The sequence below is a fragment of the Xanthobacter wiegelii genome (genome assembly GCF_043193855.2).
In the GTDB taxonomy this organism is placed as follows: Bacteria; Pseudomonadota; Alphaproteobacteria; order Rhizobiales; family Xanthobacteraceae; genus Xanthobacter; species Xanthobacter flavus_A.
On sequence record NZ_CM195529.1, the window covers coordinates 4,797,919 to 4,820,995 of the forward strand.

Genomic DNA, 23,077 nt, shown 5'->3' on the forward strand with positions numbered 1-23,077 from the left:
TTCTGCCGCAAGCCGCTCGGTACTCACACGTTCGACATCACTTCGGGTGGGGTTCCACCCACGTTTTCATCCGCTTGAACCACGTTGCCAGCACCACTTTGACAATGCCGAGTGCCGAGAGGCTCGTCTGAGTGGTCGGCGCCTCCCCTTTCAGGGCGGCGGCCAGATTGGCGGCGAACACCCCCGTCAGGTGTGAGACGAGATTTTGCACAAGGGCGCCCCGTGAAAACTGGGCGAGGGGGCCGGAGATGCGGTAGCGCAGCGCGAGGTCGATGGCGCTGCCCGTGCCGGCCGGCTTGAGAGCGAAGGTGATCTCGCCATGGGCGCGGGAGCCGCCATCCCGGCCGGAGCCGACGACGAGGCCGGTGCGCGCGGCATCGTCGAAGGTCACCGTCGCATCGCCGCCGAAGGCCGCCTTGATGGGGCCGAAGGTGACCACCATCCGGCCCTCCAGCTTCTCTCCATCGAAGGCGGTCACCTCGGCGCCGGGCAGGCAGCGGGCGATGAGGTGGATGTCCTTCAGCGCTGGCCAGACGACCTCCGGCGCGGCATCCACGGTGAGGCTCTGGCGGATCTCGCTGCCGCCGGCACCGATGGACGCGGCGGGGGCCGGTGCGGCCTTGGGAGCGGCAGCCGCCACGGGCGCGGGAGCCGTAGCGGCGGCGATGCCGACCGCCTCCGCCTGCCCCGCCGGAGCCTTCCCGGAGGAGACGGCGCAGACGGCGTTCACGATGCCCACATAGCCGGTGCAGCGGCAGAGGTTTCCGCTCAGCTCCTCGCGCACCGTGCGCTCGGATGTCTCCCCCAGCCGACTGACGATATCGCGCGAGGAGATGAGCATCCCCGGCGTGCAGAAGCCGCACTGGAGCGCGTGGTGGACGGAGAAGGCCTCGCGCAGCTCGCCCATCAGCGCATCGCCATCGAACCCCTCGATGGTGCGGATATCCGCCCCGTCGCAGGCGGCGGCGGAGGCGATGCAGGAGCGCTGGGGCTTGCCATCGATGAGCACGGTGCAGGCCCCGCAGACCCCCTGCTCGCAGCCGAGGTGCGTGCCGGTGAGGTTCAGCTCCTCCCGCAGGAAATCGGCGAGGTGCGTGCGCGGCTCCACCTGACGGGAGAGGCGCTGGCCGTTGACGGTGAGGGTGATGGCGTTCATGCGAGCCCCGCATCGGTGAGGGCGCGGTCCACGGCCACCTGATGGAGTGCGCGGAACGCCTCCGGATGGCCCGCCAGCGCGGCCTCGATTTCTTCGTTGGCGGCGGCGCGCGCCCCCGCGATATCGCCGGCCTTGAGGCGTTCGCCCGCCCCCGCCAGAACGAGCGGCGGCGCTTCCACCGCGCCCGCCACCACGCGGGCGAGGCCGCGCCCGCCATCCACCACCACGGCGCCGATGGCCTGGGCGAACTCGCCGGTCTTGCGGCACACCTTGTGGTAGCCGGTCTTGGCTCCGGCCGAGAGCACCGGCACGCGGACGGCGGTGATGATCTCGTCCGCCGCGAGGGTGGTGGTGTAGGCCGCCAGCATGAAGTCGGCCATGGCGCAGGCCCGCGCACCGGCCGGTCCCCGAATGAGGAGGGTCGCGTCCAGCACGGTCATGGTGCTGATCCAGTCGGCGGCCGGGTCCGCATGGGCAATGCTGCCGCCAATCGTCCCGCGATTGCGCACGGCACGATAGGCGATGCCGTGGGCGACGCGGCGCATCAGCCCGCCGGTCACGTCCGGCACCACGCCGTCCTCGATCTCCGCATGGGTCCAGCCGGCCCCGATGTCGAGATGGGTCGCGCTGCCCTGAAGCGTGCGCAGCTCGTCGACGCGGCGCAGGTCCACGAGCGCGGCCGGCCGGGCGAGGCGCAGGTTCAGCATCGGCCCCAGCGAGCAGCCGCCGGACACGGGCTTTGCCCCCTCCCCCGCCAGCGCGGAGAGCGCCTGATCGAGGGAGGTCGCGAGGGTGAGGTCGAAGGCTGCGGGCTTCATGCGGCGCTCCGTCCGTTGCTCGTGCGCCGCGCCTCGGCGAGGGCCGCGAGCACGCGCTCCGGCGTCGCGGGAATCTCGCACAGGGTGGCGCCGAGATCCTTCAGCGCATCGTTGATGGCGTTCACGATGGCGCCGGCCGGGGCGATGGCACCGCCCTCGCCCACGCCCTTGATGCCGTGGGCGGAGAACGGGGACAGCGTCTCGGTGTGGGCAATGCGCACCTTGGGCAGCTCGGTGGGGCCGGGCAGCAGATAATCCACGAGGGTGGAGGCCAAAGGCTGGCCTTCGGAATCGTAGGTGCTTTCCTCGAACAGCGCCGTGCCGACACCCTGGGCGACGCCGCCATAGGCCTGCCCCTCGACGATCATGGGGTTCACCATGCGCCCGCAATCCTCCACCACCACATAGTCGAGGATTTCGGTGGCGCCGGTCTTCACGTCCACGGCCACCAGGGCGGCGTGGGTGGCGTAGGAGAAGAGGCCCGTATCCACGTCCGGCTTGTAGCCCTCGGTGACTTCGAGGCCGCCGGTGTCCACGCCGTCCGGCAGCACCTCGGGGGTGCGATACCAGGCGCGGGCAATCTCCGCGAACGTCACGGAGCCGGTCGGCCCGTGGATGGCGCCGCCCTCGAACCGCACCTGCTCGGCGGAGCACTGCATGAGATGGGCGGCGAGCGCCTTCACCTTCTCCGCCAGCTTCTGCGCCGCCTTGGAGACCGCGCCGCCGGCCATCACGATGCCGCGCGAGGCATAGGCGCCGGTGGAGAAGGGCGTGGTGGCGGTGTCGCCCAGCGTCACGCGGATCTGCGCGATGGGCAATGTGAGGATCTCGCTCGCCATCTGCGCCAGCGTCGTCTCCAGCCCCTGGCCGATGGTGTGGATGCCGGCCTTCACGTCGGCGCTGCCATCCGGATTGAGGCGGATGGTGGCCTGCTCATAGCCCGGCACCAGCGGCGTGCCCCAGGAGGCGAACACCTTGGTGCCGTGGGCGGACTGCTCCGTATAGGTGGAGAAGCCGACGCCGATGCGCCGGCCGTCCATCTCGTCCATCTTCTGCCGGGCGCGGATGGCCTCGAAGCCGATCATCTCGCGGGCCGTCGCGAGCGAGGCGGGATAGTCGCCGCTGTCGTAGAATTTCTTGGTGATGTTGAGGTACGGCATGGCCGAGGCGGGCACGAGATTTTCCGCCCGCACATCCACCGCCTCGCGGCCCACGGCGGCGGCGACCGCATCGATGGTCAGTTCCATGGCGAAGCACACGCCCGGCCGCGCCACGCCGCGATAGGGCGCGAAGGGTGGCTTGTTGGTGGCCACCGAATAGGTCTTGCAGCGATACTGCGGCCAGATGTACGGCCCCGGCAAATTGCCGCCCGCCTGCGCGGCCTCCAGGCACGCCGTGAAGGGCCACACCGAATAGGCGCCCACGTTCACCGCCACTTCCGCGTCGAGGCCGAGCAGCCGGCCGCGTTCGTCGGCATAGGCGGTAATGACATATTCATGCTCGCGGGCATTGGCGCCGGCCGTGAGGTGCTCGCGGCGGTCCTCGATCCAGCGGAAGGGGCGTTTGAGCGTCATCGCCAGCCACGCCACCAGCACTTCCTCGGGCTGGAGCAGGCATTTGTAGCCGAAGCCGCCGCCCACGTCGGGCGGGGCGATGCGGATCTGCGCTTCCGGCAGGCCCAAGGTCTCGGCGAGGCCGGCGCGGATCATGTGCGGCACCTGGGTGGAGGTGTTCACCACCAGCGTGTCGTTCTGGAAATCCCACCACGCCACCAGCCCCTTGCCCTCCATGGGGTGCATGCACTGGCGGCCGGTGCGGAAGCGCTTCTCCACCTTCACGGCGGCAGTGCGGGCGACCTCCTCGATGCCGCCGGAATCGAAGCTGGTTTCCAGAAAGAGGTTGTCGCCCCACGCCTCGTGCAGCAGCGCGGCGCCGGGCGCGCGGCCGCTGTCGCAATCGACGATGGCGGGCAGTTCCTCATAGTCGAAGAGGGTCGCCTCGCAGAGGTCTTCCGCCTCGGCGCGGGTCGGCGCATAGGCCATGGCGACGATGTCGCCGACGAAGCGCACCTTCTCCCGCGCCAGCGGCGGATGGGCGGAGAGCTTGTAGCCGGGGATGGTGGAGCGGGTGATGATGTCGCCGACGCCCGCGCAATCGGCGGCGGTGAAGACCGCGCCTTCGTGCCCCTGCGGCTTCGTCACCGAGAGGATGCGCGCGTGGGCCACGGGGCTACGCAGGAACGCCACGTCGCTCATCCCGGGCATGCGGATGTCGCCGGCGAACCGGCCGCGGCCCATCAGGTGGCGCGCATCCTCCTTGCGGCGGACGCGGGCGCCGATGCCTTCGCCGCTGACGGCGGGATGGGTGTCGTGCTCCACGGACATGGCGTCCCTCTCCTTCGGTATGGGCAGGGCGGCGGCAAGGGCCGCCCTGCGATCATCGTCTCAGGCTGCCGCGCTCACGGCCATTTGGGCGCGGAGAAGCGGAAGCTGTCGAGGCGGAAGTCCGCGACGCGCATCCAGGCGTTGGATTCGTTCAGGTAGGTCTTCCAGGGCTCGTAGATCTTCTTGAACTCGGGGTTGGAGGCGGCCAGTTCCGCGAAGGTCTCCAGCGTCGCCTTGTAGACCGCCTCCATCACCGGCTGCGGGAAGGCGCGCAGCTCGACGCCGGCCGCGAGCAGGCGGCGCAGCGCCTCGGGGTTCTTGGTGTCGTAGTTCGCGAGCATCATCAGATTCTGCTCGGTCGCGGCGGTCTCGAAGGCGGCCTTGAACACCGGCGGCAGCGCGTCCCACGCCTCCTTGTTGGCAAGCGTGGTGATCTGGGCGCTGCCCTCCCACCAGCCGGGGGTGTAGTAATACTTGGCCACCTTGTTGAAGCCGAGCTTCTCGTCGTCATAGGGGCCGATCCACTCGGCCGCGTCGATGGTGCCGCGCTCCAGCGAGGGATAGATGTCGCCCGGCGCGATCTGCTGCGGCACCACGCCGAGCTTGGTCAGGATGCGGCCGCCGAGGCCGGCGATGCGCATCTTGAGGCCCTGCAGGTCCTCGAGCCCCTTGATCTCCTTGCGATACCAGCCGCCCATCTGCACGCCGGTGTTGCCACAGGGGAAGGAGACCATGTTCTCCTTGCCGAACAGCTCCTGGATCAGCGCCTTGCCGCCGCCGTAGTAATACCAGGCGTTCTGCTGGCGGGCGTTGGTGCCGAAGGCGATGCCGCCGTCGAACGCATAGGCCGGATTCTTGCCGGTGAAGAAGGAGGTGAGGGTGTGCGAGCACTCCACCGTCTTGTTCTTGGTGGCATCGAACACCTGCGTCGCGCCGACGATCTCGCCGCCGGCGAAGGGCGTCACCTCGAACTTGCCCTCGGTGAGCTCGCCGATGCGCTGGCACATGGCGGCCGCCGAGCCATAGATGGTGTCGAGGCTCTTCGGCCAGCTCGTCGCCATGCGCCACTTCACCGTGGCCTGGCTCTGCGCGATGGCGGGCGCGGCCACCAAAGTGGCGGCGGAGCCGGCGGCGATATTGGTCAGGAAGGTCCGTCTCTTCATCATCATTCCCCTTGTTTTTGTCAGGTCGGCGTCGGTCGGCAAAGGCGAAATCAGAAGCCGGCCCCGGGCTTCGGCAGGTCATCGAGGCCGGGCATGGCGGGCAGGCCGAGGCCGCTCGCCGGCGCATCGAGGCTGTCGAGCTGGCGCTGGGCGGCGGCGGGATCGGCCGTGGGGGCCGAGGATTTGTAGTGCATCACCAGGCCCGGGAAGGCGGCGATGAGGCCCACCATCACCATCTGGATCACCACGAAGGGAATGGCTCCCCAATAGATCTGCGCGGAGGTCACCGGCTCCATGCGCTTGCCGGTGAGCCGGTCGAGATAGGCGCTCTTCGGCGCCACCGAGCGCAGGTAGAACAGCGCGAAGCCGAAGGGCGGGTGCATGAAGGAGGTCTGCATGTTCACCCCCAGCATCACCCCGAGCCAGATGAGGTCGATGCCGAGCTTGTCCGCCGCCGGCGCCAGCAGCGGCACGACGATGAAGGCCAGCTCGAAGAAATCGAGGAAGAAGGCGAGGACGAAGATCAGCGCGTTGATGAAGAGCAGGAAGCCGATCTGCCCGCCCGGCAGGCCGGTGAGCAGATGCTCCACCCACACATGTCCGTTGATGCCGTAGAAGGTGAGCGAGAACACCCGCGCGCCGAGCACGATGAAGATGGCGAAGGCGGAGAGCTTGGCGGTGGTCTGGGTCGCCTGCGTGAGGATGGAGAGCGAGAAGCGCGCGGGGTTCTTCTCCAGCCGGCGCTTCAGCGCGGCGAGGGCCATGGCGCCGAGCGCGCCCATGGCGCCGCCCTCCGTGGGCGTTGCGACGCCGAGGAAGATGGTGCCCAGCACCAGGAAGATGAGCAGCAGCGGCGGCACCATCACGAAGGTGACCCGCTCGGCCATGCGCGAGACCAGGGGCATGCCGGTGAACCGCTCGATCCCGCCGGCGATGAAGGCATAGAGGGCACCCGCGGCGAGGATGTCGGCCATGAGACCGACCGTCGGATGCCCGCTCTCGCGGAGCAGCACATAGGCCGCGCCGAACGCCGCCGTCAGCACGGCCGAGAGGACGAGCCGCCGCGCGCCGAGGAAGCGGTTGAGCAGCGCGCAGACGAGCGCCACCACCACCGCCACGCAGATGGCGAGAATGACATAGTCCGCGCCCGCCTTGATGCCGGTCTCGCGCATCAGCAAAGTGGCGATGGCGGCGGAATAGGCGACCAGCACGCCGAGCTGCCACACGCCGCGCGCGCCCGACGGCTCGCGGCAGGTGAGCGCTTCCGGGGGCAGGCCGGGCGCCGACTTGGGTGAAATGATGGTGACCGCGAAGACGTAGAGTGCATAGAGGCCGGACAGGATGAGGCCGGGCAGGAAGGCGCCTTCGTACATGTCGCCCACCGAGCGGCCGAGCTGGTCGGCCATCACGATCAGCACCAGCGAGGGCGGGATGATCTGGGCCAGCGTGCCGGAGGCGGCGATGACGCCGGCCGCGAGGCGCCGATCGTAGCCGTAGCGCAGCATGATGGGCAGCGAGATGAGCCCCATGGAGATCACCGAGGCGGCCACGACGCCCGTGGTCGCGGCCAGCAGCGCGCCCACGAAGATCACCGCATAGGCAAGGCCCCCGCGCACCGTGCCGAACAGCTGGCCGATGGTCTCCAGAAGGTCTTCGGCCATGCCGGAGCGCTCCAGCACCAGCCCCATGAAGGTGAAGAAGGGGATCGCCAGCAGCACCTCGTTGGCCATGGTGCCGAACATGCGCTCCGGCAGCGCCTGGAGGAGCGGCCAGGACAGCGTGATCGCGTCCGGCGCGTAGGGCGAAAGCTCGACGGCGATGAAGAAGAAGAGCAGTCCGTTGGCGGCCAGCGCGAAGGCGACGGGATAGCCGAGCAGCATGAACACGACGAGCGTCGCGAACATGATGGGGGCGAGGTTCTGGGCAATGAACTCGATCATCGGGGCAGCCTTGGGCGCGGCGGGCGAACGGGCGAGGAGGATGGGGCGGCCATGGTCATGGCCGCATGCCGCCTTCCGAGATCCGCGGGTCCACCTTCGCGAGTTCGTGGAGAATGCGCTCCGCCTCGGCCGCGTGGATGTCGGGGCCCGCCGCCTCCGCGAGATCGCCGCGCATGATGGCCACGCGCTTGATGAGCTCGCTCACGCCCTGCAGCAGAAGCAGCGCGAAGCCGACGAGGATCAGCGCCTTGGCGGGCCAGAGGATGAGCCCGCCCGCATTGGTGGAGGTCTCGCTGGACTTCAGGGACTCGAACACGAACGGCACGGACAGCCACACCATCAGCATCGAGAACACCATCAGGAACAGGACGATGCAGACGATCTCGATGATGTTGGTGACCCGCCGGCTGAAGCGGGAGGCCACGATGTCGATGCGGATGTGCTCGTTGAGCTGCAGCGTCCACGGCGCGCAGAGCATGAACACCGCGCCGAACAGATACCACTGCAATTCGAGCCAGGCGTTGGACGATACGCCGAACATCTTGCGGACCACGGCGTTGGCGGCCGAGACGAGGATGGCGACGAAGATCGCCCAGCACGCCACGCGGCCGACGAAGACATTCAGCGCGTCTATGGAACGCGACAAGAACAATAGAGCTTTCATGCCTCTACTCCCGGGGCAAGGGATGCGAGCGGCGGAGGGATCGGGCAACACGTCTTTTCAACTTGAAAAAGAACTATTCTAATCTAGGCGGCGTCTGCCTGATACTTCGGGTGCGTGGCCTCGAAGCAGTCGAGGGCCATGCAGTTTTCGTAAATCCCCATCACCAGCGGATAGGGCGTCACATCGCAATTGAAGCGCTGGGCATTGAACACCTGCGGCACGAGGCAGATGTCCGCCATGCCGGGCGCATCGCCCAGCACGAACCTGCCGCTGAGGCCCCGCGCCGCGAGCATGGCCTCCAAGCTCCGGAAGCCTTCGGCGATCCAGTGGGCATACCAGGCGTTGCGGGCGGTCTCGTCATGGCCGAGGCGGTCGAGATGCTTGAGCACCCGCACATTGTTGAGCGGATGGATGTCGCAGCAGATGGCCTGGCTGAAGGCGCGCACATAGGCCCGCTCGATGGGGTCCTTCGGCAGCAGCGCCGGCTCGGGCTGCGTCTCCTCCAGATATTCCATGATGGCGAGCGACTGGGTGAGCACGAGAGAGCCATCCACCAGGGCCGGCACAAGGCCCTGCGGATTGAGGCGCACGAAGGCGTCGGCCTTGTGCTCCATCTTCGGCAGGCTGATGGCACGCGGCGTCGCGGTGAGCCCCTTGAAGGCGAGCGCGATGCGCACCCTGTAGGACGCCGACGACCTAAAGAAACCGTAGAGTTCCATTTGCGCACTCTGGAAGTTTTGTTTTTTCTTCGGACGCATGGAACGGCGATGGCGCGAAGCCATCGCCGGAGGGGGCGGCAGACAGCGCCGCCCGGAGATGTCAGCTGGCGGCCTTGGCGAGGATCTCGTCGGGCGTGGAGGACACGACCTTCGCGTAGCGCGGCACGAACTTGCCACCGACGATGTGGCGGATGAAGGAGGGCTTGAGCTCTTCGGCCAGGATCTTGCGGATCTTGGCGTGCTCCTCGATGTCCTTCCACTCCGCGATCAAATAGAAGCGCAGCGGATTTTCCTCATCGCGCAGCAGAACGCCGTCCTTCACCTGCGCCCACGACTTGTGCATCGGATTTCCATCCGAATAGTCGAAATCCTCGAACTCGCGGATGAACTCCGCTTCCGAGCCCGGATTGATGGTGAAGTCGTAGATGTGGAGGTAGTTGCCCTTGGTGGCGAGCGGCTCTTGAGCCATTCGTGTCTCCCTCTCGTTGCCCGGAGACGATGCACCCGATCGCAACGCGACCCGGCGGCGCCTGCTCCTGTGCGCCCGCCTGCGGCGGACTCCATTAATAGGAGTACACTGATTAATTCGGCCGTCAATGCGCCACGTCACATTTCCGGAAAATGACGCAGATATGGGCTGATTGCTGGCAAATCGCGCACATTCGTGCCGCATCTCTCGGCGGCGATCCGAAAGAAATGATGTGACACTGACTAATTTGGCGATTTTGGCTGGGTGCAATGCAGCGAGGCAGGACGCCGCCGCGTGGCGGATCGGCGTGATTGCGGGCATTGCGCGGCGCGCGACTTATGACGCACTGCGAGCGTGGCGCGCGCGCGATCCATGTCGCTGCGCGCGCGGGTAGGGTCGATGGGAGGGCCGGCCCGGCGGCTGCCCGCCAGATCGGCTCAGACGGCCTGCGCCGCCGGCTCCTCTTTCATCGCCGGCAGCTCGATCGTGAAGGCGGCGCCGCCCTCCCCGTTCTCCACGGAAAGCGTTCCGCCGTGGTCGCGGATGATGCCGAAGCTCACCGAGAGGCCGAGGCCCGTGCCCTTGCCCGGCGGCTTGGTGGTGAAGAAGGGCTGGAAGATGCGCTCCATCACGTCCTCGGGGATGCCGCCGCCATTGTCCTCCACGCGGATGCGCAGCAGGCGGCCGGCCTTGCCGGTCTCGCAGCCGACGCGCAGCCGGATAAGGCCGGGAAAGTCCGTGCCGGTGCTGGCACGGCGCTCGACGATGGCGTCGCGGGCGTTCTGGATGAGGTTGATGATGACCTGCTCCAGCTGGTCCTGCCGGCACAGCACCTTGGGAATGTCCGGCCCCTGGGCGGTCTCGACTTCGATATTGTCCAGCCGCAGGTGGGCGCCCACCACCTGCAGCGCGCCCTCCACCGCATCCAGCGGCGCGGAGGGCTGGAGGTGCTCGTCGCTCTTGCGGCCGAAGATGCGCATGTGGTCGATGATCCGGCTCATGCGCACGGTCTGCTGCACGATGCGGTCGAGCTTGGAGACGAGATGCTCGGGCGGCAGCCCCATCTTCATCCCGGTCAAAGCGTTGGAGGCGGCGAGGCGGATGACGCCGAGGGGCTGGTTGATCTCGTGGGCGAGGCCCGTCGCCACCTCGCCCAGCGAGGCGAGCTTGGACATCTGGTAGAGCTTGTTCTCCTCCATCCGGCGCTGGGTCTGGTCGACGGCGACCACCACCACCTCCTGCCCGCCGGAGCCGCCCGGGCCCATGCCCTGCAGCGGCGCCACGACGATCTCCGCCTCCACGTCGGTCTCCCCGTCGGAGAGGCGCTCATTGATGTGGCGCGGCGCATTGAGGTCCGCGACGATGGTGCGGAAGCGGGGCCTGCCCAGATAGGACCGCAGGAGGCGTCCGAGCGTCCCGTCCGGCGGCGAGCCGATCTCGCTGGCGCCCTCCGGCGTGACGTGCATGACCGAAACGCCGGGCACCCGGCTGATGGCGTCGAGCACATTGGCTTCGCGCAGGCGCGCGAGTGCCTGAACCTCCTGCGCCTCCAGCCGCTTCTGCAGGTTGAAATAGCTGCCGCCCACCGCGACCACCATCAGAAGGGCAATGGAGAGGCCGGCCGCCGTGCTCCAGATCGCCGCCTTGAAGTCGGCGGACTGGGCTCGCACGAAATCCGTGGAATAAGCCACGGAGACGAGGATGGGAAACTTGCCCGAGCGCACGGTGAAGCCCACCCGCTCGATGCCGTCGACGGTGCTGGCCTGGCGATAGGCATCGCCGCCGTTCTGCATGGCGGCCACGAAGGCCGGCGATTTGGACAAATCGTCGCCGAAGCTGGTCCTGTTGGTGGCGCGGGCGCGGACGATGCCGTCCGTGCCCATGAGGGCGATGAGCTGGCCATCCTCGGTGCGCAGCTGCTTGTAGAAATCGATGAAGTCGCTGATGGCGTAGGAGGCGACGACCACGCCCGCGAAACCGCCCTGCGCGTCGGTCAGGGGCCGCGTCAGCTGGATGGTGTATTTCTTGGAGACGCGGCCGAGCACGGGCTTGCTGATGAAGAGCTGCCCCTTCCCCGGGTCCTTGCCCATGTGGACGCGGATGTGCTCGCGATCAGAGAGATCCACCTTCTCCGGCCCCGGGGGGGCGAGGCTGCTCGCCACCATCACGCCGTTTCTGTCGGTGACGGCGAGCTGCACCACCGAGGGGGGGACGCTGAAGTCCTTGAGCTGCTCATAGATCTGGTAGGGCGCAGCGCTGTGGTCGTAATTGCTCGCGAAGTTTTGCAGCAGCGCGTCGATGGGCTCCACCGCCTGCTCGAAGCTGCGCATGAGCAGCGTCGCCATGCGGTGGGCCGTGATCTCCGCCTTCTCCATCTCCGCATCGCTGTGCAACTGGAACAGCACCAGCGCCGCCACCAGCGGAATGAGGCCGACGAGAAAGACGAGCCCGGCAAGCATCAGCGTGACGCGGTTGAAGCCCTGGGGCTCCTGCTTCGGCGACGGATCGGGTCCGGGACCGGAGGGGTGATCGGCCGGCCGACCAGACATGACATCAGGCGGTGACATCGCCGGCCCCTCCAAGCTCCACCAGCGCCGCGCAGAGATCATCGAAGGCCAGCGGCTTCGGAAAGCAGCGCAGCACGCCCTTCTGGCGCGCGCGCTCCATGTCGGCCTCGGCAGCGTGTCCGGTCATCATCAGGAAGCGCACATCGCGGCCAGGAAACCGCCCCTGCACGGTCTCCACCAGAGCGACGCCGTCCATGTCCGGCATGCGCATGTCGGTGAGCACGACCCGGATGTCGGTATCGCGCGCGAGAATGTCTATGGCCTCGGCGCCCCGCCCGACGGAGCGGGTGGACAGGCCGCGAAAGGCCAGCGCCTCGATCAGCTCGTCGAGGTATTCAGGCTCGTCATCGACGATGAGAACATGAGTCATCTGTCGTCGGACCCCGCTCAGCCGGTATTGAAGGATGGGATGCCGGTTTTGCGGCGCACTCCACGCCCGCGCCTGCCCTCCGTCAAGGCAAACTCATTCCGATTTGAAGTGAATTCCGGATCAGTTGCCGGCTTGAAAGATGACAAACGGAGTGAAATATGAGCCCATAGATTGGAATTTTTCCAACCCGGCCAGAAAGATGGCGGCCAGCGCGAGGTGTATTTGATGCCGCAGGCTGCCGCACCACCCAAAGTGCCCCCGGGGCGTGGCAAGCTTCGGCGCATCCTTATTCTTGACGACGATGCGGCTTTTCGCGAAGACCTAGCGGAATACCTTACTTTCGCCGGCCATACGGTAAGCCATACCTCCGATCCCACGGATGTGACCCCACGGAGCCTGTGCGATACCGACATCCTCCTGCTTGACCTGAACATGCCGGGCGTCGACGGAGTGGACGTACTGCGCAACCTCTGCCGGTGCGTTCTCAGCGCCCAGGTGGTCCTCATCAGCGGCAGTGACAAGGATGTGATCGAAGCGGCCGCCGAGGCCGGGAGGATGAGCAACATCCGGATCCTCGGCACCCTCCACAAGCCGTTCGATCCCGAGGAATTGCTCACACTCATCGGCGGCGAGGCGGCCGAGGCGAGCATCCACCACGCCACCGCCCGCGCTCCGTCCGTTTCGCAGGTGGCCGAGGCGGTGGAGGCGGCGATCGCGGGCGGCACGGTGCCGGTGATGTTCCAGCCCAAGTGCCGTCCCGGCGACCGCGCCTTCGGCGGTGCCGAGGCACTGCTGGGCGATGTCTGGCCGGGCCTCGGCCGCATCTCCCCGTCAGCGATCATCGAGGCGGCCGGCACGATGCCGGGCCTGCTGCGGCGGCTGACCCTCGAGGTGGTGGAGCGCGCGGCCCGGGGCGGCGCCGCCTGGCGCGCGGCCGGGCTCGACGGTCCGGTCAGCATCAACATGACCCTCGACCTTCTGACCGAGCCCCGCGCCCCGGCGCTGCTCGCAGAAACCGTCAGGGCAGCCGGCCTTGCACCCTCCGACGTGATCCTGGAGCTGACCGAGGACGCGATCTACGATTCCTCCAGCGACGCGCTGATGGCCCTCGCACAGGTGCGCATGGCCGGCTTCGGCGTGGCGCTGGACGATGTGGGACAGCGCCAGAGCGGCCTGCTCCAGCTGGCCCGCCTGCCCATCACCGAGCTCAAGATCGACCGCGCCCTCGTCGTCCAGTCCCGGGGCACCGAAAAATCCCGCAGCATTCTGGAGGCTCTGATCGAGCTTGGCCATCGCCTCGGCCTGAAGGTGGTCGCCGAGGGCGTGGAAACGGAAGAGGATTTGTCCCGCGTCAAGGCCATGGGCGTGGATCTGGTCCAGGGTTTTGTCATTTCCCGCAAACTCGCCCTTGCCGAATTCATCGCGATGTTCAAGGAATGGAGACAATCCGGCGCCACAATCACGGTTGCCGGCCCAGAGAAAGCTTGACCGAGGACGCCCCCGAGGACCCAACCCACGACCTAACCCCAGGACGCCAAGCTGAAGAATGCGTAACGACAGCTCCAAGGGCGGATGGGCCGAGGCCGCGACCGCCGAGCCGCAGGTACTTCTGGTCGATGACGACCGCGACGTGCTGGAAGAGCTGCACGACGGCCTCTCGATGCTGGGCATTGCCTCGCTCACCGCCACCACGGCGGTGGAGGCGCTGGACCTCGTGCAGCGCAATGATCCCCTGAAAGTGATCGTGACCGATCTCCAGATGCCGCGCATCGACGGCATCGAGCTTCTGCAGAAGCTCTCGGTGCGGCGCCGCAAGCATCCCATGGCCGCCATCGTCATCACCGGCCACGCCTCCCTCGACCGGGCCGTGGGCGCGCTGCGCCTCCAGGCGGTGGATTTCCTCCAGAAGCCGCTTCTCGCCGAGGAGGTGGCGCACGCCATCCACCGCGCCCTCGCCATCGTCGAGGACGAGGCGCTGAACGCGAACGGCGAGGACGACCTGCCCGCCACGATCGCCCGGCCCAATTACATGAAGGCGCTCGTCGCCGCCCGGGCCGACCGGGACGCCATCTTCCAGACCGGCCTGTTCTCCGATCCCGCGTGGGAGATGATGCTCGACCTCGCGGTGGCGGAGGCGAGCGCCCGGCCCATCTCCGTCACCAGCCTGTGCATCGCCTCCGGCGCGCCCACCACCACGGCGCTGCGCCGCATCGATGATCTGGAGGAGGCGGGGCTGGTGAAGCGCGTGCCCGACGGCCGCGACCGCCGGCGCATCCTGGTGGTGCTGACCGAGCAGGGGCGCGGCCGCATGGAGGCCTTCGTGCAGCGGCAGGCCGATCGCTTCGGCATCAAGCTCGACTGAACGCGACGAGGCAAACGAAAAGGGCCGGTGTCTCGCGACACCGGCCCTCTTTCTTTGTGCGGCGCGGATCAGGCAGCGCGCAGGGTGGAGACGAAGCTCGTCACCTCGCGCTGGAGATCCTGCGACTGCTCGGATAGCGCCGAGGAGAGGCTCATGAGCTGGGTCGCGGCGGAGCCGGTCATGCCGGCGGCCTGGCCGACGCCGGACATGTTGTTCGTCACCTGGGTGGCGCCCTGCGCGGCGCGGTGGGTGTTGGCGGCGATCTCGCTGGTGGCGGCCCGCTGCTCCTCCACCGCACCGGCGATGATGGCGGTAAGGTCACGCACGTTGTTGATGGTGGTCACGATGCTCTGGATGGAGGTCACCGTGGCGGAGGTCGCGTGCTGGATCTCGCCGATCTTCATGGAGATCTCGTCGGTGGCCTTCGCCGTCTGGGCGGCGAGTTCCTTCACCTCGGAGGCGACAACCGCGAAGCCGCGGCCCGCATCGCCCGCCCGCGCCGCCTCGATGGTGGCGTTGAGGGCGAGGAGGTTGGTCTGCTCGGCAATCTCCTTGATGAGGTTCAGCACCTGCCCGATGGACTGGGCCGCCTCGGAGAGCTGGCGGATGTTGTCGTTGGTGCGCTCGGCCTCATCCGCCGCCGACCGGGCGATGACCGCCGAGTTCGACACCTGGTCGCTCATCTCGCGGATGGAGGCGGACAGCTCCTCGGCAGAAGCCGCGACCGTCTGCACGTTGTCCGAGGCCCCCTCGGCGGCGAGCGTCACCGACTGGGCCTGGCGGGAAGTCTCCTCCGCCGTGGCGGAGAGGTTGCGGGCGGCGTCGGCCACCTCGCCGGACGAGCCGGAGAAGCGCTCGGCGAGGGCGCCCATGCGGCTCTGGAAGGCGTTGGCGATGTTGGCGCGCTCGGCGATGAGCTGCTGCGCCATCTCCTCCTCCTTGCGCTTCTGCTCGGCGCGCAGGTTCTCGGTCTCGGCGAGGCCGTCGCGGAACACCTCGAGGGTGCGGGCGATGTCGCCGATCTCGTTCTTCGTCTCGCGGTTCGGCACCTGCGTATCCAGCGCGCCGCCGGCGATCTTGCCCATCGCATCAGTGACGCGGTTGAGCGGGCGGGTGATGCCGAACAGGATGAAGGCAACGGCCGCAAGACCGAGCACGAGCTGCGCGACCACGGCGAGGATCAGGACCGATTGCGCGGTTTCGTAGTCTTCGGCGGCGCGGGTCTCGGCGTCGGCCGCCCCCTTGTTGTTGATACCGATACTCTTCGCAAGGCTGAGCATGACGGCATCGAAGACACCGACGCTCTTGTTGGCGAGCTCGATGGCGGCGTCCTCCTGCCCGGCGCGGTGCTTGCCCAAGAATTCGCCCTGCACCTGGACATACTCCGCCCAGCGCACCAACACGTCGTTCCACAGCGAGCGCTCCTCCGGCGAGGAGATCAGCTTCTCATACTCTCCCGTCGCCTTGCCGGTCTCCCCGATGAGGCGGCTCATGCGGTCCGCCAGGGCCGCGCTCTCCTTGGGCTCGGTGACCAGCAGGGTGCGCATGGCGGCGACGCGGACGCGGGTCATTGCATACTTGACCTCGCCCAGCGCACGCACGCTCGGCAGCCAGTTCTCCGCCAGTTCGTCGACATTGTGGTTGATGTGGGCGAGCTTGCTCAGGGCAAGCGCGCCCTGCCCTGCCGCCAGAGCGACCAGGACGAGGTAGAGGCCGATCAATGTACTCTTGACGGTCAGACGCATGTTTGTCTCCCCTTTTTCGGGTATTTCTGAACTTGTCTCAGGACTGAAAGACAAAGATCCGTCTTTTCATACTCACCCAAGCTGGATTGGAGCTTGCGCTACCGAGAGTACTACCCGCGCCGTCAGCCGACGTACTGGTATCCGAGATAGCGGCGGGCATCGATCACGTCGCGGCCGAGCTGCAGGCGCAGCTTCTTGCGCAGCTTGCTCATGTGGCCCTCGACCACGCTCTCGTCCACGTCCTCGTTGAAGATGCCGTAGATGGTGTTGAAGATCTGGGTCTTGGTGACCCGGCGCTTGGAGTTCTTCACCAGATATTCGAGGATGTGCCGCTCGCGGCGCGGCAGGGCCAAGGGCGCGCCGTCCACCTCGGGGTCGCGGCCGTCGAAGAACACGCGCAGGCGCTCGTCGGACGGCATCTGGATGTCGCCGGAACGCACCCGCCGCCACACCGCGTCCGCGCGGGCCACGATCTCGCGCACATGGACGGGCTTGCGCACCACGTCGTCGATGCCGGCGGTGAAGAGTTCCAGCGTCTGGGTCAGGGACTTCACATCCTCCAGCGCGATGATGGGCGCCGGGCTGTGCGAGCGGATGAGGTCGGGATAGGTGATGCGCGCGTCGGATTCCCCGATCAGGAAGCTTTCCACCGCGCCGAGATCCTGGTCCGAGGTGGTCTCGATCCAGTCGCGGAATTCGCTACCCGTGAAACCCTGCGAAGAAAAACCCTCGCGGGAGAACGCCGAAACATAGCTTTCGGCAACAGAGGCCCGCTCATCAACGACGACGTACATGATTCCCTCCATCATGTCTTAAAGGGTTCGTGTCGCCGGCATCGATGTCTTAACGATTTATTTCGCGTCAGGCGACGCAAAATCCCTAGGACGATGGCACAGAACGGGCAATCTGAAGAGGAACGGGTTTGGAAGCGAATTGATTGCCAGATCGGAGTGGTCGCGGCCTCGCCCCCTACGAAAGACGAAAGCCGGCGGCGGATTCTGCATCCGCGGCGCCGGCTCTGGAGTTTTGAGGGCATTCTCGCTCCGGATTGGCTCCGATCCGGAACGATCCCCGCCGCGGGCTGGGCGCCGGCGGCCGGCGAAAGCTCGTGCTAGCGCCGGGCGGCGACGATCGTCGACGGCGCGCGGGTGTGGACGTAGGTGCCGCGATGATCGGGGAGCGGGCGGAAGGCATCGCAGATGCCGATGGCCGTCTCCGCCCCGCCGAGCTGGAGGAAGCCATCCGGCGCGAGCTGGCGCGACATGCGGGCGAGGATGTCGGCCTTGGTGGGCACGTCGAAATAGATCAGCACGTTGCGGCACATGATGAGATCGAACGTACCGAGCCCGGTGTACGGGTCGAGCAGGTTGAACTTGCGATACTCCACCACGGACTTCAGCTGCGGCACGACCTCCCACCAGTCGCCCGACTTCACGAAATACTTGAGCAGCTGCTGCACCGAGAGGCCGCGCTGCACCTCGAACTGATTGTAGCGGCCGGCGCGGGCCCGCTCCAGCACATCGCTGGAAATGTCCGTGCCGAGGATATGCACCCGCCGCCCGCCGGTCAGCTCGGGCCGCTCGGCCAGCAGCATCGCGATGGAATAGGGCTCCTGGCCCGTGGAGGCGGCGGCGCACCAGATGCGCAGCGTGTGGGTCTTCAGCCGCGACGCGCACAAGGCCGGAAGCAGCGAGCGGGCCATGTCCTCGAACGGCACCTTGTCGCGGAAGAACAGGGATTCGTTCGTGGTCATCGCCTCAACCACCGCTTCCGCGATGATGGGCGCCTCGTTGCTCTTCAAGATCTCCGCCAGCCGCGCGAAATCGGGGATGGCGAAGCGGTTGAGCAGCGGGATGAGGCGGCTTTCGAGGAGATAATGCTTGTCGTCGGTGAGGATAAGCCCCGACCTGTCTTTCAGGAACCGGGCGAAGAAGTCGTAGTCCGCGGGGCGGATCATCCGCGCCTCCTCGCAAGCATGGCGATGACCTTGGGTCCGATGGCCTGGAGCGGGAGCACCTCGCTGGCGTTCCCCGCATGGGCGGTGGCACCGGGCATGCCCCAGACCACGCTCGTCTCCTCGTCCTGCACGATGACGCTGCCGCCCGCGTCGGCGATGAGGCCGGCGCCCCGCGCGCCGTCGCTGCCCATGCCGGTCAGCACGAGCGCGAGGGCGTTGCGGCGATAGATCTGCGCCACCGTGTCGAACATGGGGTCCACGGCCGGCTTGCAGAAATTCACGGGCGGTCCGTCGGAGAGGCGGATGAGCGTGCGCGGCCCGTCGCGCTCCAGCAGCATGTGCTTGCCGCCGGGGGCAATGTAGATGTGCCCGGCGCGCAGCGCCTCGCCCTCCTGCCCCTCGGCCGCCTGACGGCCGGCGGCGCGGCTGACGTGCTCGGCCAGCAGCGCGGTGAAGGTTGCCGGCATGTGCTGCGTGATGACCACCGGGATGCGCTCGATATAGGGCCCGAGCACGGCGAACAGGCGGGTGAGCGCCTGCGGCCCGCCCGTGGAGCTGCCCACGGCGATCAGCGAGATGTCGGACGCGGAATAGGGGCGCAAACGGATCGGTCCCCTTGGCAGGCTGGCGGCCGCCGCCTGCGGCTGCAGGGAGGGCGGCGGCAAGGCGGGCGCGCGGCCGGCCTGCCGCAGCACCTTCAGGCCGAGGCTGCGCACCTTCTCCATCAGCTCGCGCTTGAAGTCGTCGGTGGCAAACGTGCCCTTGGTGGCGTCCGGCTTCGGCAGATAGTCGGCGGCGCCCAGCGTGAGCGCCTTGAGGCTGATCTCCGCGCCCCGGCGGGAGAGGGCCGAGGCGACGATGACCGTCGTGTTGCGCCGCTGCTTGAGGATGAGCGGCAGAGCGGTGAGGCCGTCCATCTCCGGCATCTCGAGGTCGAGGATGACCACGTCGGGCTGCACCCGCTCAAGATCGCCGAGGGCGGCCTTGCCGTTGGAATAGGTGCCGACCAGCTCGAAGGCCGGGTCGTCCGAGAGCCAGCGGGCGATGATGCCGCGCACGAACACGCTGTCGTCCACCACCATCACGCGGATGGCGGTGCCCGGCGTTGCCGTCGCCGGCGGGGAGGAAGGTTGCGGCATCAGTCCACCCTGTCCAGGAGACCCACGGCCTCGAGCTTCTCGCGCAGGATTTCGGAATCGAACGGCTTCATGATGTATTCATCCGCGCCGAGCGAGACGGCGCGGGCGATATGCTCCATGTCGTTCTTGGCGGTGCAGAAGATGACCTTCGGCGTCCGTCCCGCCTCGGTGGAGCGCAACTGCTCCAGCACGGCGAGGCCGTCCGTCACCGGCATGGACCAGTCGAGCAGGATGGCGTCGGGCATCGCCCGCGCGCACATCTCCAGCGCCGGGGCGCCGTCCGCCGCCTCCTCCACGCAGAAGCCGAGATCTTCCAGGATGCCGCGGGCAACCTTGCGGACGACGCTGGAGTCGTCCACCACAAGACAGGTCTTCATTCAAAGCTCCGCGCGTTTGCCGGCATCCTGGCGGGCGACGGCCGAGCCGGCCCGCTCAAGCACCAGGTCCACGTTGAGGATCAGCATCAGGTCGCCGGAGAGGCGATGGACGCCGGCGGCCACCTGCGCCCAGCGCGGGTCGAGGTTGGCCGGGTTCGGTTCGCGACGCGCGGCATCGAGGGACAGCACCTCGCCCACGTCGTCGATGATGAGGCCGAAGGCCTCGCCATGGTGCTCGATGCCCACCGCCATGGGCGCGCCCTCGGCATCCGGCAGCGACAGCAGGCGCCGCATGGCCACCATGGTGACGATGCGGCCGCGCAGGTTCAGCACGCCGGCGATCTCGCCTGGGGCCAGCGGCACGCGGGTGATGGCCTCCGGCACGAACACCTCGTGCACCAGCGCGATGGGCAGGCCGAACAATTGCGGCCCGATGCGCACCGTCACGTACTGGATCACATCATGCGCGGACTGGGCCGCGTCGGGGGTCAGGGGTGTGTGGGCGTTCATGCGGCAATTCCCTGTCGGCCGGTGAATTCCTTCAGCGCGGCGATGAGGCCGGGGCGGTCGAACTTGGCGACGCAGTCGGTGAAGCCCACGGCGCGGCCCCGCTCCAGCGCGTCGCGGTCCTGCGCGGTGGCGAGCGCGATGATGGGCACCGCGCGGATGCGCGGGTCGCCGCGCACGGCGGCGGCCAGGGCGAAGCCGTCCATGCCCGGCAGGTCCACGTCGCTGACGATGGCGTCGAAGCCATCTTCCTCGCCGAGCCGCGCCAGTGCCTCGCCGGCGGAGGCGCAGGCCGTGACCTCGTAGCCATTGCCGTTGAGCATGGGCGCGAGCAGGTCGCGGTGGAACGGGCTGTCATCCACCAGCAGCAGCCGCGGCCGCTCCGCCGGACGGACGAGATGGCGGAAGCGCTCGCCGAAGGCCACCTGCGTATAGAAGGCGACGTCGAGGATCTCGGTGGCCTGCCCCGACAGGACGGCCGCGCCGAGCACCTCCGGCATGTTGGAGGGCGACAGCTCCATGTCGAGCTCGGCCTCCACGATGTCGACGATCTCGTCCACCACCAGGCCCATGACGCGCACGCCATCGGCGAACACCAGCATGGGCTGGGTGCCCTGCGCCACGCGCTGCACCTCCTCGTTGGCGTAGAGCACGGGGATGAGAGCGCCGCGATACTGCAGCACCGGGTAGCCGTTGACCCGCTCGATGCGCGCCACCTCCAGCTCCTCGATGCGGGTGACGAGGCCGAGGGGCACCGCCTTGAGATCGCGGGAGCCGGCGCGGAACAGCAGCAGCGACGAGCGCTTCTGCGCGGCGCGCGCCTGACGCCCGGCGCCGTGCCGGCCGACATCCTCGGCGGCACCGCCGCGCGCCGCGGCATGCTGGGCGAGGCCGGAAGGATCGAGGATCATGATGACCCGCCCGTCACCGAGGATGGTGCTGCCCGACACCATGGGCAGCTGGCGCAGCGCCGAGGCCATGGGCTTCACCACGATCTCCTCGGTGTGGGACACCGCCTCCACCACCACGCCAAAGGTCTGGTGGCCCACCTTCATCACCACGATGAGCGCCCGCTCCCACAGCGCCTCCTCGCGCCCGTCGCCCTCCGGCGCGAGGCCGAGCAGGCCGCCGAGGCTGACGATGGGCAGCAGGCGGTCGCGCAGGGCGAGGACCGGCGAATTGTTGAGCCAGGTGATCTCGTGGTCCGAGCCTGCCTGCACCCGCACCAGTTCCTCCACCGCGCTCTGCGGCAGGGCGAAGCGCTCGCCGGCGGCGCGCACGATGAGGGCCGGGACGATGGCGAGGGTGAGCGGGATCTTGATGACGAAGGTGGAGCCCTCGCCCGGCCGCGACCGCACGTCCACCGTGCCGCCGATGGATTCCAGGTTCGAGCGCACCACATCCATGCCGACGCCGCGGCCGGAGACGCTGGTGACCTTGCTGGCGGTGGAGAGGCCGGCATGGAAGATGAAGCGGAACACCTGCGCGTCCGGCATCTTCGCCAGCTCCGCCTCGGTGGCGAGACCGTTCTCCAGCGCCTTCTGCTTGATGCGCGCCACGTCCAGCCCGCGGCCGTCGTCGGAAATCTCGACGATGACGTGGCCGCCCTCGTGATAGGCGGACAGGCGGATGAGGCCGCGCTCGGACTTGCCGGCGGCGCGGCGCTGCTCGGGCATTTCCAGCCCATGGTCGGCGGAGTTGCGGACCATGTGGGTGAGCGGGTCCTTGATCTGGTCCAGCACCTGCCGGTCCAGCTCCGTGTCGGCGCCCACCTGCTCCAGCTCGATCTGCTTGCCCAGCTCCTGCGCGAGGTCGCGCACGATGCGGGGCAGCTTCTGCCAGGCATTGCCGATGGGTTGCATGCGCGTGCGCATGACCGCCTCCTGCAGTTCGCCCGTCACGTTGGACAGGCGCTGCAGGGAGACCTTGTATTCCGGCTCGTCGTGGCGGCGGGCGATCTCCATCAGCTGGTTGCGGGTCAGCACCAGCTCGGAGACCATGGTCATCAATTGCTCCAGCACCCCCACGTTGACGCGGATGGACTGGGCGGCGACGCCGTGGCCATCGCCGGCGGACGGGGCGCCTTGGGGGGCACTTTGGGCCGCCTCCGCCGGGGGCGGGCTCTTGGCCACCGGCGCGGGGGCCGGAGCCGAGGCCGGAGCGGGCGCGGCGGCGGGGGGCTCCACCTTGGTCTCGCGGAAGATGCGGTCCAGCTCGTCCAGCGAAAGCTCTCCGGGCAGCAGCGGGCGCTCCAGCGTCTGCACCGGCTGGGCCGGCGGCGGAGGTGGCGGGGGAGATGCGACGGGCGCGTCCACGGCCTCCGCCATGGCTTCGAGCAGCGCGATGAGGTCGCGGTCCTCGCCCTCGGGCTCGGCGCCCTCGCTCTCCTCCACATGCTGGAGCAGGAGCTTGATGCGGTCGATGGTGGACAGCACCAGCCCGACCGCCTCGGTGGTGACGGGACGGCCCTCCCGGAAGCGGTCCATCAGCGTCTCGGCCGCGTGGGCGAGGGCCGCGAGGCGCGGCAGGCCGATGAAGCCGCAGGTGCCCTTGATGGTGTGCACCAGGCGGAAGATGTTGTTGAGAATCTGCGCGTTGTTCGGGTCCTGCTCGAACTTCACGAGCTCCACGTCGGCGACGTCGAGGCTCTCGCTGGTCTCGGTCAGGAACTCGCGCAAGAGATCATCCATGATCCTGGCTCCGGGGCGGTGCGGCGCGGCCGCTTACAAGGTGGGAGAAG

General features: G+C 68.0%; 19 protein-coding genes. 2 read left to right on the top strand and 17 right to left on the bottom strand.

Features of this window, described 5'->3' with window-relative positions:
* Positions 1-37 precede the first annotated feature (37 nt).
* The 10 genes from V5F63_RS22405 to V5F63_RS22450 form a co-directional block, all read right to left on the bottom strand.
* Positions 38-1,156 (bottom strand): xanthine dehydrogenase family Fe-S subunit, encoded by a 1,119-nt coding sequence (locus tag V5F63_RS22405; RefSeq protein ID WP_394101041.1) that lies wholly within the window; start codon positions 1,154-1,156, stop codon positions 38-40.
* Complete coding sequence (locus tag V5F63_RS22410) at positions 1,153-1,974, bottom strand: FAD binding domain-containing protein (protein WP_394101040.1); 822 nt, start codon at positions 1,972-1,974, stop codon at positions 1,153-1,155. The genes V5F63_RS22405 and V5F63_RS22410 overlap by 4 nt, the downstream gene beginning before the upstream one ends.
* On the bottom strand, positions 1,971-4,358 hold the full coding sequence (locus tag V5F63_RS22415) for a xanthine dehydrogenase family protein molybdopterin-binding subunit (protein WP_394101039.1): 2,388 nt from the start codon (positions 4,356-4,358) through the stop codon (positions 1,971-1,973). Before V5F63_RS22415 ends, V5F63_RS22410 begins: the two co-directional genes overlap by 4 nt.
* 74 nt (positions 4,359-4,432) lie before the next feature.
* Positions 4,433-5,521: a TRAP transporter substrate-binding protein gene (locus V5F63_RS22420; RefSeq protein WP_394028892.1), complete on the bottom strand. Its 1,089-nt coding sequence runs from the start codon at positions 5,519-5,521 to the stop codon at positions 4,433-4,435.
* 50 nt (positions 5,522-5,571) lie between these two features.
* Positions 5,572-7,461, bottom strand: coding sequence for a TRAP transporter large permease (locus tag V5F63_RS22425; RefSeq protein WP_394028893.1), 1,890 nt, complete (start codon positions 7,459-7,461; stop codon positions 5,572-5,574).
* Positions 7,462-7,516: 55 nt separating this feature from the next.
* Positions 7,517-8,125: a TRAP transporter small permease subunit gene (locus V5F63_RS22430; protein ID WP_394101038.1), complete on the bottom strand. Its 609-nt coding sequence runs from the start codon at positions 8,123-8,125 to the stop codon at positions 7,517-7,519.
* A gap of 83 nt (positions 8,126-8,208) precedes the next feature.
* On the bottom strand, positions 8,209-8,844 hold the full coding sequence (gene maiA, locus V5F63_RS22435; protein ID WP_209485887.1) for a maleylacetoacetate isomerase: 636 nt from the start codon (positions 8,842-8,844) through the stop codon (positions 8,209-8,211).
* 100 nt (positions 8,845-8,944) lie between these two features.
* Positions 8,945-9,313, bottom strand: a complete 369-nt coding sequence (locus V5F63_RS22440; RefSeq protein ID WP_209485889.1) for a hypothetical protein — start codon at positions 9,311-9,313, stop codon at positions 8,945-8,947.
* Between the two features lie 437 nt (positions 9,314-9,750).
* Entirely contained in the window at positions 9,751-11,880 is a 2,130-nt protein-coding gene (locus tag V5F63_RS22445) for an ATP-binding protein (RefSeq protein ID WP_394101037.1), read from the bottom strand.
* Positions 11,867-12,250, bottom strand: coding sequence for a response regulator (locus V5F63_RS22450; RefSeq protein ID WP_209485893.1), 384 nt, complete (start codon positions 12,248-12,250; stop codon positions 11,867-11,869). The genes V5F63_RS22445 and V5F63_RS22450 overlap by 14 nt, the downstream gene beginning before the upstream one ends.
* Before the next feature lie 225 nt (positions 12,251-12,475).
* Here V5F63_RS22450 and V5F63_RS22455 point away from each other — a divergent pair, with 225 nt between their 5' ends.
* Positions 12,476-13,738, top strand: a complete 1,263-nt coding sequence (locus tag V5F63_RS22455; protein WP_394101036.1) for an EAL domain-containing response regulator — start codon at positions 12,476-12,478, stop codon at positions 13,736-13,738.
* A 58-nt stretch (positions 13,739-13,796) separates the two neighbouring features.
* Positions 13,797-14,612, top strand: a complete 816-nt coding sequence (locus V5F63_RS22460) for a response regulator (RefSeq protein ID WP_209485900.1) — start codon at positions 13,797-13,799, stop codon at positions 14,610-14,612.
* A gap of 68 nt (positions 14,613-14,680) precedes the next feature.
* Here the strand turns inward: V5F63_RS22460 and V5F63_RS22465 are convergent, their stop codons facing one another.
* From V5F63_RS22465 to V5F63_RS22495, 7 genes are all read right to left on the bottom strand, one after another.
* Positions 14,681-16,357 (bottom strand): methyl-accepting chemotaxis protein, encoded by a 1,677-nt coding sequence (locus V5F63_RS22465; RefSeq protein WP_394101035.1) that lies wholly within the window; start codon positions 16,355-16,357, stop codon positions 14,681-14,683.
* A gap of 122 nt (positions 16,358-16,479) precedes the next feature.
* On the bottom strand, positions 16,480-17,151 hold the full coding sequence (locus V5F63_RS22470) for a response regulator transcription factor (RefSeq protein WP_209485904.1): 672 nt from the start codon (positions 17,149-17,151) through the stop codon (positions 16,480-16,482).
* A gap of 317 nt (positions 17,152-17,468) precedes the next feature.
* Entirely contained in the window at positions 17,469-18,314 is an 846-nt protein-coding gene (locus V5F63_RS22475; protein ID WP_209485906.1) for a CheR family methyltransferase, read from the bottom strand.
* A complete protein-coding gene (locus tag V5F63_RS22480) occupies positions 18,311-19,453 on the bottom strand; it encodes a protein-glutamate methylesterase/protein-glutamine glutaminase (protein WP_245327257.1) in 1,143 nt (380 codons plus the stop codon). The genes V5F63_RS22475 and V5F63_RS22480 overlap by 4 nt, the downstream gene beginning before the upstream one ends.
* Entirely contained in the window at positions 19,453-19,830 is a 378-nt protein-coding gene (locus V5F63_RS22485; RefSeq protein WP_029555998.1) for a response regulator, read from the bottom strand. The genes V5F63_RS22480 and V5F63_RS22485 overlap by 1 nt, the downstream gene beginning before the upstream one ends.
* The gene (locus V5F63_RS22490; RefSeq protein WP_209485908.1) at positions 19,831-20,340 is read right to left on the bottom strand and encodes a chemotaxis protein CheW; all 510 of its coding nucleotides are present in this window, start codon (positions 20,338-20,340) and stop codon (positions 19,831-19,833) included.
* Complete coding sequence (locus tag V5F63_RS22495) at positions 20,337-23,027, bottom strand: hybrid sensor histidine kinase/response regulator (protein ID WP_209485917.1); 2,691 nt, start codon at positions 23,025-23,027, stop codon at positions 20,337-20,339. The genes V5F63_RS22490 and V5F63_RS22495 overlap by 4 nt, the downstream gene beginning before the upstream one ends.
* Between the last annotated feature and the right edge of the window lie 50 nt (positions 23,028-23,077).

Coding starts and splice junctions, on each gene's coding strand:
- V5F63_RS22405 (WP_394101041.1), bottom strand. CDS start 1,156: ATGAACGCCATCACCCTCACCGTCAACGGCCAGCGCCTCTCCCGTCAG.
- V5F63_RS22410 (WP_394101040.1), bottom strand. CDS start 1,974: ATGAAGCCCGCAGCCTTCGACCTCACCCTCGCGACCTCCCTCGATCAG.
- V5F63_RS22415 (WP_394101039.1), bottom strand. CDS start 4,358: ATGTCCGTGGAGCACGACACCCATCCCGCCGTCAGCGGCGAAGGCATC.
- V5F63_RS22420 (WP_394028892.1), bottom strand. CDS start 5,521: ATGAAGAGACGGACCTTCCTGACCAATATCGCCGCCGGCTCCGCCGCC.
- V5F63_RS22425 (WP_394028893.1), bottom strand. CDS start 7,461: ATGATCGAGTTCATTGCCCAGAACCTCGCCCCCATCATGTTCGCGACG.
- V5F63_RS22430 (WP_394101038.1), bottom strand. CDS start 8,125: ATGAAAGCTCTATTGTTCTTGTCGCGTTCCATAGACGCGCTGAATGTC.
- maiA (WP_209485887.1), bottom strand. CDS start 8,844: ATGGAACTCTACGGTTTCTTTAGGTCGTCGGCGTCCTACAGGGTGCGC.
- V5F63_RS22440 (WP_209485889.1), bottom strand. CDS start 9,313: ATGGCTCAAGAGCCGCTCGCCACCAAGGGCAACTACCTCCACATCTAC.
- V5F63_RS22445 (WP_394101037.1), bottom strand. CDS start 11,880: ATGTCACCGCCTGATGTCATGTCTGGTCGGCCGGCCGATCACCCCTCC.
- V5F63_RS22450 (WP_209485893.1), bottom strand. CDS start 12,250: ATGACTCATGTTCTCATCGTCGATGACGAGCCTGAATACCTCGACGAG.
- V5F63_RS22455 (WP_394101036.1), top strand. CDS start 12,476: ATGCCGCAGGCTGCCGCACCACCCAAAGTGCCCCCGGGGCGTGGCAAG.
- V5F63_RS22460 (WP_209485900.1), top strand. CDS start 13,797: ATGCGTAACGACAGCTCCAAGGGCGGATGGGCCGAGGCCGCGACCGCC.
- V5F63_RS22465 (WP_394101035.1), bottom strand. CDS start 16,357: ATGCGTCTGACCGTCAAGAGTACATTGATCGGCCTCTACCTCGTCCTG.
- V5F63_RS22470 (WP_209485904.1), bottom strand. CDS start 17,151: ATGTACGTCGTCGTTGATGAGCGGGCCTCTGTTGCCGAAAGCTATGTT.
- V5F63_RS22475 (WP_209485906.1), bottom strand. CDS start 18,314: ATGATCCGCCCCGCGGACTACGACTTCTTCGCCCGGTTCCTGAAAGAC.
- V5F63_RS22480 (WP_245327257.1), bottom strand. CDS start 19,453: ATGCCGCAACCTTCCTCCCCGCCGGCGACGGCAACGCCGGGCACCGCC.
- V5F63_RS22485 (WP_029555998.1), bottom strand. CDS start 19,830: ATGAAGACCTGTCTTGTGGTGGACGACTCCAGCGTCGTCCGCAAGGTT.
- V5F63_RS22490 (WP_209485908.1), bottom strand. CDS start 20,340: ATGAACGCCCACACACCCCTGACCCCCGACGCGGCCCAGTCCGCGCAT.
- V5F63_RS22495 (WP_209485917.1), bottom strand. CDS start 23,027: ATGGATGATCTCTTGCGCGAGTTCCTGACCGAGACCAGCGAGAGCCTC.